Below are 12868 nucleotides of genomic sequence, written 5' to 3' on the forward strand. Positions count from 1 at the left end.
GGTAATTAAACTTCCCCCGCTTACTCATTACTGGGCAAGCCTTAAAATCGAGATGTTTTTTGACTCATCACCACTGCAATCACAAAGTACGCAAGTAAACTAATACTTGGATTGGTTAGCACTAATCCTACTGTCACAATACGAGTCCAAAGTAATGACCAGCCATATTGTTTTGCTAACTTCGCAGATACGCCACATACAATTCGAGTTTCATCTTGTAATCTATTGATTAAACGGTTCATATTATCCTCTCGTACTTAATAAGGTTTATTCTAAAAGCAATGAGTTAAGATTAAGCTTGGTCATTAATGCTTGGCCAAAACAGCCAGCTGACTAACATCGCACACAATACAAAACTGATAACTGGCAATAACAATAACGACATTAATGGCAGCACCAAGCCTATATTCATCGCCCCATCCATTACTTATTCTCAGCAGCTACAGCGGTACTCACTTGTGGTTGTTCAAAGCTAGCAAACTCTAAAGCTGAATTAATTTCAAAAACTTGTTCAGCAATTTGAGTTTGCAACGACAGCATTAACTCTTGCTTCACATTTGAAATCATCTCTTGGCTCGCTTGCGTCATATTCTGTTCTAGCGCAGCGACTGTATTAGAGATTGAAATTTCATCTGCTTGTGCCGAAACACTGGCGGTAACCAATAATGCTGCAGCAATTGATAGTTGAACACTACGGCGAATCACGTTGGTTGAAGTTAATGTAGACATAATGGCATCCTTTCTTGTGTTGGTTAATGGCAACTAAACACCCGTCTAGTTGATTACACAATAGGTATTACAAGCTGCGTGCCAACTTTCAAAAACCACTCTAACCACTTAATTTGTAAACCAAATAAATTAATTATAGTTTATATAACTGAACTAAAGTCGTGAGCAAAAAACCAACAGGTAGTAAAATTAACCATATAGTTAGTGAAAATGACCAGTGATTTTTATTAAGCATCTTAGCAAGACTAAAACGTCGTCAGAAATAGCCCAATATTACCACCCACCGAAAAGCTACAGCGAAGTAAGTGCTTAGATGAGTGGCTGAAGTAGAGGTTAAATTAACGGCGAGATTAATAGTTGATGAATGTGATGGTTACGCTGACAGAGTTAATGATTGAGATAATGGATGAGTTAATAATTGAGAAAATGATTGCGTGAGTGACAGGTTTAGTAACTGGATTCGTGACAATAGTTACTGACAATAGTTACTGACAATAGTCAGTGACGGTCTAGTCTTTCTAGGTCTTATCATAGGTAATTGTCTTGGCCACTTTTGTCTAGCAGGCTTTATGGATTCTCGAGCTGATTTTACAAGCGAGTTAAAAAATCAAAAAGCGCCTAATAAAAGACGCTTTTGATATGCTAACGGCTATTGTTAATATAACCGTCTGGGCGTTTATTTGACAACGTATTCTATTGAAATACCTCGCGATATAACTTCTCGATATAACCTATTAATATAAAGTGTTATATCAAAGTCGATTCGTCACTGGCCAATGCTTCGGCATCAACAAACTCAGCGGCTTTAAGCACTACCCCAATATCAGCATTAGGCTTATGAGCATTCTCACTTAAATGACGACGCCAGCCACGTGAACCCGGCAATCCTTGAAATAAACCAATCATATGACGAGTAATGTGGTTTAACCGACCGCCTTGGGCTAAATGAGCCTCAATATACGGCAACATTTGCTCAATCACTTGCTGACGAGTAATCACCACGGTATCGAGTCCACACAATTGCTGATCAACTTGCGCCAATATATAGGGGTTTTGATAAGCTTCACGCCCCACCATCACTCCATCTAGCTGGGTTAGATGCAGCTTAGATTCTTCAAGGGTTTTAATGCCACCGTTAATGCTGATGTTCAAGTGTGGATAATCACGCTTTAACTGGTAAACCCGATCATAATCTAGCGGCGGAATTTCACGGTTTTCTTTCGGGCTTAACCCTTGTAACCAGGCTTTACGCGCATGAATAGTAAATGCACTACAACCTTGAGCGCTCACGGTTTCAATAAAATCCGTTAAAAACTGATAACTGTCTTGCTCATCAATCCCAATACGGGTTTTTACCGTGATCGGAATATCGGTTACCAGCTTCATCGCATCAACACATTGCGCTACTAACGCAGGTTCAGCCATTAAACACGCACCAAAGCGACCATTCTGCACTCTATCAGACGGACACCCTACATTGAGGTTCACTTCATCATAACCGCGCTCAGCAGCCAATTTGGCACACGCCGCTAAATCCACAGTGTTAGAGCCACCCAACTGTAACGCTACAGGATGCTCTTGCTCGTTATAAGCTAAATAGTCGCCCTTACCTTGTAATATAGCACCCGTGGTGATCATCTCGGTATACAACAAGGCTTTGCTCGACATAAGGCGTGCAAAGTAACGATAGTGGCGGTCAGTCCAATCCAGCATCGGCGCTATGGAAAAGGTGCGATCAAGCGTATCTGTTGGTATGACTAGCTTTGGTGTTGTATTCACTGAATTCTTTATACTCATAGTTTGCGGTATTGATGCACCTTTTTAGCTGCATTTTGGGTAATCGTTGTTGCACAAGGAGCCAGTAAAAAAGTCATAAATTAGGCTAAAACAACTGGGCTGCCCTAAGTAATGGCTAATTATATCATTAACCCATCATCGAGAAGCAAGTGTCTACTGATTTAGGGAAAGATCACGGTGCGATAGAGTGTATACGTTGGTATGGCTAGCTTTGACGTTGTATTCACTGAATTAACACCTCTCACGTTTTTGAGTTTTTCACACATTTTAAGACGTTTTTACACGTTTTTAGAGGCCAGGGGAACCATAATGCATTGGGCAAATGAAAGTGGGGAACCCAAATTATGGTGTCTTATAGCATTCATAAACGTGATAAAGCTGATAATACACGTCAGTAGCGTTACTTAATTCGCGTAAAGAGAGACTCGCTATTGGCAGCCACTGTTATTGATTAGTTTATTTGGTTTACAGTTGTTTTAATTCAGACCTAAGTGCAGATATTTGACGATCAATTGATTCGACTTCTGTACTGCCCTGTTGCATAACTGCGGTCATTTCTTGCGCTAGACTTTGCTGCCACTAAATTATTGTTAGCTCGCTTACCAGTGGTACGCAATTGATCGATTTTATCATCACGATCTTTGAACGCTTTTTTCCTTTCTTTTTCGAGGTTTCTAATGTCACGTTCAATTTTTTGTTTACGTAAGTATTGAGCGATTTCAGCTTTTTTATCACGCGCATTAACAGCACTATCCAGCTGCCTTGCATCTATGGTCTCGTTAGTTAGGCTTTCAGGGTAACCTCTCGATGGTGCAACCACGCTGCCTACATTACTTAAATCTAACAGTTCGCTTTGGTCGTCGCACGGGTCTGCTTGATACTTACCATCTGCACACTTATAGACTTCTGCAGAAGCTGAAGCTGAAGCTGACACCATTATTAAAATAACGATTAATGATTTTCCATCCATAGAACACCTCTTATTTAGTTATTTTTATTGTACAACGATATGATTTCTCATGAAATTAAAAAACAATCTAAAACAATAGCTTAAAGTTTAAATGTGCAGAGTAATCCAAGGTTTATCTTCTTACTACCTTTCACAACGGCACTTTTCACGACAGCATTTTTGCTTAACCGAATCGGGCTGCTCGCGCTAATGGGTACTTAATACGGCTTCAGCCGACCTATCGTTATTTGTATGTTCCGTTTGGCTTCTCGATACTATGCTCTGTTGGTTGCGGTGTTATTGTCATAATTTTAACACCTTCTGGTGATTCAAAACGGTGCCAAACATCTTGGGGGATAACCAACATTTGCCCCGTCGATAAAGGGTAACGTTGCTCTACGTTATCAACTAGAAGGACTAATGTCGTTTCTCCACCTAAAATCTGAACGAACTCATCACCTTTTGGGTGTTTCTCCCACTCACTAAAACCGGAATAATGAGCGATATATATTCCACCGTCTCTATATTCAGATAATAGCGCAAAAGCATTTTTTGCTTGTTCATTAGTGGTTTCTGGCGTTCTATGTTTCAGAAAATCAACTCGTGAAAATTGATCATTTATTGTGATTGCTACAGATTCCGACACTTGCTCGATCCTTGTGATACATGACGTTTAGTCATTGCGTTATTGATTTATCCTACATTTGCCATCTTATTGATGTAAAGCGATTAAATCATCTTAGCTTTTCAGGTAGCCAACACAGCGTTAAAAACATGAACTAGCTAATAGAAATTCCAAGCTGAATCATTACAATTACAGTCAGCGACTTAACATAATGAACTATCCAACATCGGTATAATGGAAAAGAAGCGCACGAACATAACTATTGCTGTGCTTATCCGTTGGTGAGCCTCGCTTTGATGTGGTATTAACCGAATTTATCATCATTGGATAATCAACGTTTGCAGTCTTCGCTGTCGCGTTAATTACTTTTAAGTGCATGGGTAATCAATATTAGCTCCAACTAGAAACCACCTTAGTCAGTAGCGCAATCAATTGATGCTCAGCTCAGCCCTTGTAGCGTTAGACCGACCATAGTAAATTAATGGCTCATTCTAGATTTTTGTTACATGAATTAACTGTATAAAAATATTTTTACCGTTAATGCCACTATCAATTTCCTTTTTGTGCTCTAAGCTTAAACCTGTATTTCACTTTGCTGATATAGTCAGTATTTGTGTTAGTCAGCTACTATAATGATAGGGCCGTGTAGCGTTACGCACTCTTTATGCCCTCTCTATATACTATGCCACCCTTTAAAATGTAGAAGGATTGCTTTGCCTATGAACGTTGAATTCATCAACCCATTTCTTGTGTCTTTAATCAATGTAATCTCTACCATGGCAACAATGGATCTTAAGCCTGGTAAACCTCAATTAAAAAACCATGACCTTGCAAAAGGTGACGTATCTGGCTTGATTGGTATGGTGGGTCCTAAAACTCGCGGTTCGCTGTCGATTACTTTTGAGCAATCACTTATCCTTGAAATTATGAATAAAATGCTTGGTGAAAAACCGGGGGTTATTAATGATGAAGTAACTGATTTAGTGGGTGAAATAACTAACATGGTGACTGGCGGTGCCAAAAACTTACTCAGCGAAAAAGGTTACGACTTTGATATGGCAACACCGGCTGTGGTGTCTGGTAAAAACCATACTATTTCTCATAAAGCGCGCGGTAAAAAAATCATGATGCCTTTTAGCCACGAATTCGGTAACGCTTTTATTGAAATTTGCTTTGAGGATTCTTAATCAAACATTAGAAGTTAACACCAAAGTGAAAAACTGAATCTAACGCTGGCACCCAATTCTTAAAAACAACAGAGCCTCAAAACTACAGCACCTAAAAAAGTATCTAAAACAACAATGCCCAACACATTATCTACGTATTGGGCATTGTTTATATCAATCTCATGCTCAATCGAGCAGTTCAACCAACACTCGTGGCGTAAGCTTAGTGACTAATTCATAAGCAATGGTACCAATGTGTTCGGCCACTTCTTCTACTGCAAGCGCTTTACCCCACAGCTGAACACTATCGCCGACGTTATCTTGTGCATCGGCACCTAGGTCTACGGTTAACATGTCCATAGACACTCGACCGACTATCGGTACTCGGCGGCCGTTAATCCATACCGGTGTGCCTTCTGGCGCATTACGTGGGTAACCATCACCATAACCAATGGCAACAACCCCTAAGCGAGTGTCTTTTTTAGCGGTCCAAGTTGCACCGTAGCCGACACTATCGCCGGCTTTATGTTCGCGCACAGCTATCAGATTGGATACTAATTCCATCGCCGGAATTAATCGATGATTAACGCCCCTATCACCCACCACCGGAGATACACCATAAAGCGCAATGCCGGGTCTTATCCAGTCGGCTTGGCTTGTTGGCCAAAATAAGGTACCTGCAGAATTTGCTAAGGTGCGATCGCCTTCTAAGCCACTAATCAATTGCTCAAAGGCATTCATTTGCGTTTGAGTAAGGATATTATCGGGTTCGTCGGCGCAGGCAAAGTGAGTCATTAAATGAATCGGCTTAGCCACTTGCGGACAAGCCAGCAAACGCTGATAAATACTGTCGAACTGCTCAAGACTAAAGCCAATACGATGCATGCCAGTATCAATTTTTATCCATACGGTGACAGGCTTATCTAGCGTGATAGTTTCAAGCATTTGCAATTGCGATTCATGATGAACCACAGTATCGATATTATGACTAACCAGTGTGGGTAAATCTGACTGACGGAAAAAACCCTCTAATAATAAAAGCTTACCTTTTACGCCGCCTTCTCTGAGTTGCAATGCTTCTTCAAGCCTTGCCAAACCAAACCCATCTGCGCCGCCATGATACTTGCCGACACTTTCTACATAATTTAATAAGCCGACACTTTCAGCCACATTTAATAACCCATGGCCATAACCATTGGCTTTAACCACTGCCATAATTTTGCTATTGGGCGCAATAAGGCGCAATTGTGCCAAGTTACTTTGCAATGCGTAACGACTGATTTCTGCACGAGGAAAAGGTTTCAATAGGTTGCCTTAATTAACAATAAATAACATGGCGCGGCTTGCTGTCTGTTAAGAGGTTTAGGGCCATGAATGCAACCTCATTAACAGAGATAAACTAATATCATAAATAACGATACTAAAAACACAAATACAGTCTAATCAATGATTAATCTTCTTCAAATTGCGGCCCAGCATAGTTATCAAAGCGAGAGAATTGACCTTGGAATACCAGACGAATACGACCAATAGGTCCGTTACGTTGCTTACCGATAATGATTTCTGCGGTGCCTTTATCTTCAGAGCTGTCGTTATACACTTCGTCGCGATAGATGAACATAATTAAATCGGCATCCTGCTCAATCGCACCCGATTCACGTAAGTCAGAGTTAATTGGGCGTTTATCGGCTCGTTGCTCTAGCGAGCGGTTAAGCTGCGACAATGCAATAACAGGTACTTCTAATTCTTTGGCTAAGGCTTTTAATGAACGAGAGATCTCTGAAATTTCTAAGGTACGATTATCTTTTAACGACGGTACCTGCATTAATTGCAGGTAATCGATCATGATCATTGATAAACCGCCATGCTCACGCGCAATACGTCTGGCACGACTGCGCACTTCGGTTGGGGTTAATCCTGAGCCATCATCGATGTACATTTTACCTTGTTCAAGCATGATACCCATGGTTGAAGACACGCGCGCCCAATCTTCATCGTCTAATTGACCTGTACGAATTTTGGTTTGGTCTACACGGCCAAGCGAGGCTAACATACGCATCATAATCTGTTCTGACGGCATCTCGAGACTGAAAATAAGTACTGGCTTGTCTTCATTCATGGCGGCTTGTTCACACAAGTTCATCGCGAAGGTGGTTTTACCCATAGAAGGACGCGCGGCTACAATAATTAAGTCGCCAGACTGAAAACCTGCGGTCATTTTATCTAAATCATTAAAACCACTTGAAACACCTGTCACACCGTTATGGGGATTGTTATAAAGCTGCTCAATTCTATCGACGGTTTTTTCAAGAATGCTTTTAATGTTTTCCGGGCCTTCATTGGCATTGGTACGCATTTCTGCGATTTTAAAGACTTTGGTTTCAGCCAAGTCTAATAATGCACTTGAATCACGGCCTTCTGGGTTATAACCCGCATCAGCAATTTCGTGGGCAACGGCAATCATGTCACGTACTACGGCACGTTCACGCACAATGTCTGCGTAAGATAGAATATTACCGGCGCTGGGGGTATTTTTGGCAATTTCGCCTAAGTAAGCAAAGCCGCCAGCATCGTCTAATTGATCTTCAATTTCGAGCTGTTCGGATACGGTAATTAAATCCAGCGGTTGGCCCGATTCCATTAAACGTTGCATAGCCGTGAAAATCATTCGATGAGAACGAGAATAAAAATCTTCTGGCACAACCGCTTCAGAAACACGATCCCACGCTTCAGCATCTAGCATCAATCCACCTAACACGGATTGTTCTGCTTCTATTGAATGAGGAGGCAATTTTAATGCATTAACTTCTACATCTCTTTGCCTGTTTCTTGCTTTAAAAGCACCTTGCTGTGACATTAACACTCCCAATTTCCAACGACTTTATAAAATATGGTATAACACCGTGGTCTAGCTTAATTTGCCGTCATTACCGATTAGAATAACAGCTCCGTCAAACGGAAATAAAATAATTATTTAAGGAAAATACATGCGTATAGCACTCGTTGCAGCACTTGTGCTGACATCTGGTTTTGCCTTTGCCGATGAAGGGCAGTGGCAACCGTATCAAATGCCATCCATTGCCGACAAACTCCTGCAACGTGGTATTGATATTCCCGCATCACAACTGGCAGATTTGGGACAGTACCCAATGAATGCTGTCGTCAGTTTGGGGTATTGTACCGCCAGTTTTGTATCCCCCCAAGGCCTAGTTGTCACAAACCATCATTGTGCTTATCGCGGCATACAATATAACAGCAAAAAAGAACATAATTACCTCGCAGATGGCTTTTTAGCAAACACCCAAGCGGAAGAACCTTCTGCTGGGCCAAACGAACGCTTATACATTACCGAGGAAGTTACCAACGTGACCGATAGCGTTATGGCTAACTTAAGCACCGAACCTTTGGTACGCTTTGAAGATATCCAGGCGAATAAAAAAGCATTAATTAAAATCTGCGAATCAGATGACAACTACCGTTGCTCAGTTAACAGTTTTCACCACGGCTTAGAATATTATCTGACGAAACAGTTAATCATTCGAGATGTACGCTTGGTGTATGCGCCACCTAAAAGTATTGGCGGCTTTGGCGGCGATATCGACAATTATGAATACCCTCGTCATTCTGGCGATTTTACCTTTTTACGCGCCTATGTGGGCAAAGACGGTAAGCCTGCAACGTTTAAGAAAGGCAATGTGCCATATCAGCCTAAGAGCTACTTAAAAGTGAACGCAGACGGTGTAAAAGCAGGCGATGGTATTTTTGTGGCCGGTTATCCAGGTTCTACCAGCCGTTACAACTTAACCAGTGAGTTACAGTTTGCTAGTGATTGGATATATCCAACCTACGCAAAACGCTACCAGTTGCAAATTGATACCATTACCTTAATGGGCGATGTAGATAAAGATATCGCGCTTAAATATGCCGGCACTATGGCGTCAATGGCTAACCGGATGAAAAAGCTTAATGGCTTATTAGATGGCTTTAACGCCACTGATATTGTTGGTATTAAACAGCAACGTGAGAATGACTTTCTCGCTTGGCTTAAAAAAGATCCTGGTGCTAACCAAAATCTCATCAGTGATCTTGAAGCACTACTTGCTGAAAAACATCAGCAAATGCAAACCAATTATTTCTTTAAAAATGCCCAATCAAGCGAAATGCTCCAGGCTGCTAGCAAACTGTACCGTTTAGCTAAAGAAAGGAAGAAACCCAATGACCAACGTGAGTCAGGGTTTCAGCTGCGTGATATGAAAATGTTTAAAGCAGCACTTAAACGTATCGATAGCAGCTTCGATCCCGTGGTCGATAAAATTTTATGGTTACAAGACTTACAAGCCTATGTAAGACAACCGTTAAAAACTGAAGTGTTTGATAACGCCTTAAGCAGCTCAGACAATTTTGAACAGCTAGAGTCTAAAGTGGAAGGTTTGTATGCATTAACAGAGCTCACCGACCAAGCTAAACGCCTAGCGTGGATGAGTAAAAGAGCTGAAGATTTTGAGATTAGCGATGACCCATTTATTCGTTTAGCGGTGGCCATTCATGACACCAATATGGCATTGGAAAAGAGCGAAAAGCTACTTGCAGGTAAATTGTCATCTGTTCGTCCTGAATATATGAAGGCGATTATTGATTATTACAAATCAAATAACTGGCCTGTATACCCTGATGCTAACCGCACATTACGTATTACCTACGGTATGGTTGATGGCTATCAATCTAAAGATGCATTATACAAGCAGCCATTTACTCGCTTAGCTGGCATCCTAGCCAAAAACACCGGTGAAGCACCGTATAATGCTCCCGCGCAACTGTTAGCGGCAATTAAAGCTGACGACTTAGGTAAACATCGCGTCACATCGGTATATAAGCAGCAAAGCAGTTGTCAATTTATGTCTTGTTTAGACAAGCCCGCCGATTTTAACTCTGTACCGGTTAACTTTTTATCAAGTGCTGACACTACTGGTGGTAACTCAGGCTCGCCAGTGTTAAATGGTAAAGGTGAGTTAGTTGGTCTTAACTTCGACTCAACTTATGAAGCCATCACTAAAGACTGGTTCTTTAACCCAACGATTACCCGTGCCGTACATGTCGATATTCGCTACATTTTGTGGATGATGGACAAGGTCGATCACGCTGATAATTTGATAAAAGAGTTAACCTTAGTGACCAAGACTGAAGGAGAAGCAAAGGTAGCAACTGAAGTTACTGCCATAGCAACAACCGAAATATTGCCTGAAATTGCAACTGAAGCAGTAACAGTCGTCACACCCGAAGTGGCAACTGAGACACCAGCCAAAGTGGCAACTGAAGTAGCGTCTGATGTTGCCATAGAAACTGCAACTGAATTACCTGCAGAAGCGGCAATTGAAGTTGCACCCGATGTTGCACCCGATGTTGCAATAAAAGCAGCGACTGAAGTTCCTACCAATGCAGTGGTTGCAGTAACACCAGAAGCAGCTGCCGAAGTTACAACTGAAATACCAGTCAAACCAGCAGTTGCAGTAACGCCTGAAGTAGCCCTCGAAGTTACAACCAAAGCATCTGCTAAAGCCGGAGTTGTAGTCGTACCAGAAGCCGCTGCAGAAGTTACAACCAAAGTACAAGCCGAAGCGGCAGTTGTAGTAGTACCAGAAGCCGCTGCAGAAGTTGCAACTAAAGTACAAGTCAAACCAGCAGTTGCTGTAGCCCCTGAAGCAGCTGCCGAAGTTGCAACCAAAGCATCTGCTAAAGCCGGAGTTGTAGTAGTACCAGAAGCCCCTGCAGAAATTACAACCAAAGTACAAGCCAAAACGGCAGTTGTAGTAGCCCCTGAAGCAGCTGCCGAAGTTGCAACCAAAGCACCGGCCAAAGCGACTGTTGTAGTAGCGCCTGAAGCAGCGACTAAAAAAGAACTAAACTAGCCCTGGTAAACAATATTCCAGTGACCATCAAATAGAGGTTCACTGGAATATTCTCTGGCATTGAAAGATCCTAAACAGCTGGCCATGCGGCCTAAACAGATGGTGTTAACAAGGCTAGTGATTAAATCGCAGAGATAAAAAAACACCGCCCGGAGGCGGTGTTTTTTATGGAGCTAAACAGTAATTAAGCTTCTGCTACAATAGCAATCTTAACTACAGCTTTAACTTCAGCGTGTACTTGAACTTCAATTTCGAAGCTACCAGTAGTGCGTAAAGCACCTAAAGGTAAACGAACTTCAGATTTAGCAAGTGTTACGCCAGCTGCAGTAACTGCATCAGCGATATCACGGTTGCCAATTGATCCGAATAATTTACCTTCATCACCTGCTTTAGAAGCAATAACAACAGCTTCTAATGCAGTTAATTTATCAGCGCGAGCTGTCGCAGTAGCTAATTCAGCAGCTAATTTAGCTTCTAATTCAGCACGACGAGCTTCAAATACTTCAGTGTTTGCTGTGTTTGCTACAACTGCTTTACCATAAGGTAAAAGGAAGTTACGAGCATAACCAGCTTTAACAGAAACTTGGTCGCCTAAGCTACCTAAGTTTGCAACTTTATCTAGCAAAATAACGTTCATTATCAAATCCTCAATATTCTGTTAGGAATAATTAATACTGCAATATTACTGATGTAAATCAGTATATGGCAGTAGAGAAAGATAACGAGCACGCTTGATAGCGCGAGCTAGTTGGCGTTGATATCTAGCACTGGTACCAGTGATACGGCTAGGAACAATCTTGCCGCTTTCAGTGATGTAGTTCTTTAAAGTAACGATATCTTTGTAATCAATCTCGACAACACCTTCAGCGGTGAAGCGACAGAACTTGCGACGACGGAAATAACGTGCCATTTTGACAGTCTCCTAAGTTTTCAATTCGACATTTTCAGCATGCAAGACTAAACGGTTTTGTCCATTTCGCCCTTGTTGTAGTGAAAGAAACCCTTCAACATCAACTTGCACACCTGCTTGTAATTTATTTGCTACGCTATCAAAGCGCGGACCACTTAATACCACTTGAATCAAACAGTAGACGTTTCTCAACATTTCTACTTCTTGTCTTTGTGATTTATGCTCTACCGTTATGACCACATGGGCTATACCGCTAGGGCTATCTAATCGTCTTGAACGAGTTATCGTTCCAGACAACATTAAGTGATTATTCACAAAAAATTATTCAGCGTTTTCTTCAGCGCTTTCTTCTACATTACGGTCATCAGAAGGTGAACGACGTGAATCACGTTCGTCTCTTGCTTTTGCCATAGGAGAAGCTTCAGTAACTGCAGCTTTAGTGCGCATTACCATGTTACGCAGAACAGCGTCGTTGAAACGGAAAGCTGTTTCTAGTTCTTCGATAGACTCTGCAGATGCTTCTACGTTCAAAAGAACATAGTGAGCTTTATGTAGGTCTTGGATCGGGTAAGCCAATTGACGACGGCCCCAATCTTCTAAACGGTGGACTGTACCATTAGCAGCGGTGATAACACCGGTGTAACGCTCAATCATACCAGGGACTTGTTCACTTTGATCTGGGTGAACCATAAATACGATTTCATAATGACGCATTTATTGCTCCTTACGGTTAAGTAGCCTCTTTTCTGGCTCAGTCAGACCAATGTGGAGGCAAGGAACGAATTA

General features: G+C 41.7%; 12 protein-coding genes and 1 pseudogene. 2 read left to right on the top strand and 11 right to left on the bottom strand.

What is annotated here, in order from left to right:
- Positions 1 to 41: 41 nt before the first annotated feature.
- The 5 genes from AAEY98_RS18255 to AAEY98_RS18275 all read right to left on the bottom strand — a co-directional run bounded on the left by AAEY98_RS18255 (position 42) and on the right by AAEY98_RS18275 (position 4121).
- Positions 42 to 242, bottom strand: coding sequence for a PspC domain-containing protein (locus AAEY98_RS18255; protein ID WP_011638776.1), 201 nt, complete (start codon positions 240 to 242; stop codon positions 42 to 44).
- Between the two features lie 181 nt (positions 243 to 423).
- A complete protein-coding gene (locus tag AAEY98_RS18260) occupies positions 424 to 729 on the bottom strand; it encodes a hypothetical protein (RefSeq protein WP_059744650.1) in 306 nt (101 codons plus the stop codon).
- A 747-nt stretch (positions 730 to 1476) separates the two neighbouring features.
- Entirely contained in the window at positions 1477 to 2526 is a 1050-nt protein-coding gene (gene dusA / locus AAEY98_RS18265; protein WP_351018680.1) for a tRNA dihydrouridine(20/20a) synthase DusA, read from the bottom strand.
- A gap of 508 nt (positions 2527 to 3034) precedes the next feature.
- A complete protein-coding gene (locus AAEY98_RS18270) occupies positions 3035 to 3496 on the bottom strand; it encodes a hypothetical protein (RefSeq protein WP_351018683.1) in 462 nt (153 codons plus the stop codon).
- Between the two features lie 223 nt (positions 3497 to 3719).
- Positions 3720 to 4121: a cupin domain-containing protein gene (locus AAEY98_RS18275; RefSeq protein WP_162023881.1), complete on the bottom strand. Its 402-nt coding sequence runs from the start codon at positions 4119 to 4121 to the stop codon at positions 3720 to 3722.
- Between the two features lie 698 nt (positions 4122 to 4819).
- Between AAEY98_RS18275 and AAEY98_RS18280 the strand changes: the two genes are divergently transcribed.
- Positions 4820 to 5287 (top strand): chemotaxis protein CheX, encoded by a 468-nt coding sequence (locus AAEY98_RS18280; RefSeq protein WP_101085209.1) that lies wholly within the window; start codon positions 4820 to 4822, stop codon positions 5285 to 5287.
- A gap of 165 nt (positions 5288 to 5452) precedes the next feature.
- Here AAEY98_RS18280 and alr read toward each other — a convergent pair whose 3' ends face one another.
- Positions 5453 to 6571, bottom strand: coding sequence for an alanine racemase (gene alr, locus AAEY98_RS18285; RefSeq protein WP_101085207.1), 1119 nt, complete (start codon positions 6569 to 6571; stop codon positions 5453 to 5455).
- A 145-nt stretch (positions 6572 to 6716) separates the two neighbouring features.
- Positions 6717 to 8123: a replicative DNA helicase gene (gene dnaB, locus AAEY98_RS18290; RefSeq protein WP_101085206.1), complete on the bottom strand. Its 1407-nt coding sequence runs from the start codon at positions 8121 to 8123 to the stop codon at positions 6717 to 6719.
- 130 nt (positions 8124 to 8253) lie between these two features.
- Here dnaB and AAEY98_RS18295 point away from each other — a divergent pair.
- A pseudogene (locus AAEY98_RS18295) lies at positions 8254 to 10443 on the top strand (S46 family peptidase); the annotation flags it as partial.
- A gap of 913 nt (positions 10444 to 11356) precedes the next feature.
- Here the strand turns inward: AAEY98_RS18295 and rplI are convergent.
- From rplI to rpsF, 4 genes are read right to left on the bottom strand one after another with little or no spacing between them, the layout of a single operon-like run.
- The gene (gene rplI / locus AAEY98_RS18300; RefSeq protein WP_101085204.1) at positions 11357 to 11809 is read right to left on the bottom strand and encodes a 50S ribosomal protein L9; all 453 of its coding nucleotides are present in this window, start codon (positions 11807 to 11809) and stop codon (positions 11357 to 11359) included.
- A 45-nt stretch (positions 11810 to 11854) separates the two neighbouring features.
- Positions 11855 to 12082, bottom strand: a complete 228-nt coding sequence (gene rpsR / locus AAEY98_RS18305) for a 30S ribosomal protein S18 (protein WP_101085203.1) — start codon at positions 12080 to 12082, stop codon at positions 11855 to 11857.
- A gap of 12 nt (positions 12083 to 12094) precedes the next feature.
- Positions 12095 to 12382, bottom strand: a complete 288-nt coding sequence (priB, locus tag AAEY98_RS18310; RefSeq protein WP_011638788.1) for a primosomal replication protein N — start codon at positions 12380 to 12382, stop codon at positions 12095 to 12097.
- A 21-nt stretch (positions 12383 to 12403) separates the two neighbouring features.
- The gene (gene rpsF / locus AAEY98_RS18315) at positions 12404 to 12796 is read right to left on the bottom strand and encodes a 30S ribosomal protein S6 (protein ID WP_011638789.1); all 393 of its coding nucleotides are present in this window, start codon (positions 12794 to 12796) and stop codon (positions 12404 to 12406) included.
- Between the last annotated feature and the right edge of the window lie 72 nt (positions 12797 to 12868).

Origin of the sequence: Shewanella sp. AC91-MNA-CIBAN-0169 (assembly GCF_040310165.1) — a bacterium.
GTDB lineage: Bacteria > Pseudomonadota > Gammaproteobacteria > Enterobacterales > Shewanellaceae > Shewanella.

Bases quoted from the DNA above. Each gene is read 5' to 3' on its own strand.
- AAEY98_RS18255 (WP_011638776.1), bottom strand. From the start codon at position 242: ATGAACCGTTTAATCAATAGATTACAAGATGAAACTCGAATTGTATGT.
- AAEY98_RS18260 (WP_059744650.1), bottom strand. From the start codon at position 729: ATGTCTACATTAACTTCAACCAACGTGATTCGCCGTAGTGTTCAACTA.
- dusA (WP_351018680.1), bottom strand. From the start codon at position 2,526: ATGAGTATAAAGAATTCAGTGAATACAACACCAAAGCTAGTCATACCA.
- AAEY98_RS18270 (WP_351018683.1), bottom strand. From the start codon at position 3,496: ATGGATGGAAAATCATTAATCGTTATTTTAATAATGGTGTCAGCTTCA.
- AAEY98_RS18280 (WP_101085209.1), top strand. From the start codon at position 4,820: ATGAACGTTGAATTCATCAACCCATTTCTTGTGTCTTTAATCAATGTA.
- dnaB (WP_101085206.1), bottom strand. From the start codon at position 8,123: ATGTCACAGCAAGGTGCTTTTAAAGCAAGAAACAGGCAAAGAGATGTA.
- rplI (WP_101085204.1), bottom strand. From the start codon at position 11,809: ATGAACGTTATTTTGCTAGATAAAGTTGCAAACTTAGGTAGCTTAGGC.
- rpsR (WP_101085203.1), bottom strand. From the start codon at position 12,082: ATGGCACGTTATTTCCGTCGTCGCAAGTTCTGTCGCTTCACCGCTGAA.
- priB (WP_011638788.1), bottom strand. From the start codon at position 12,382: ATGTTGTCTGGAACGATAACTCGTTCAAGACGATTAGATAGCCCTAGC.
- rpsF (WP_011638789.1), bottom strand. From the start codon at position 12,796: ATGCGTCATTATGAAATCGTATTTATGGTTCACCCAGATCAAAGTGAA.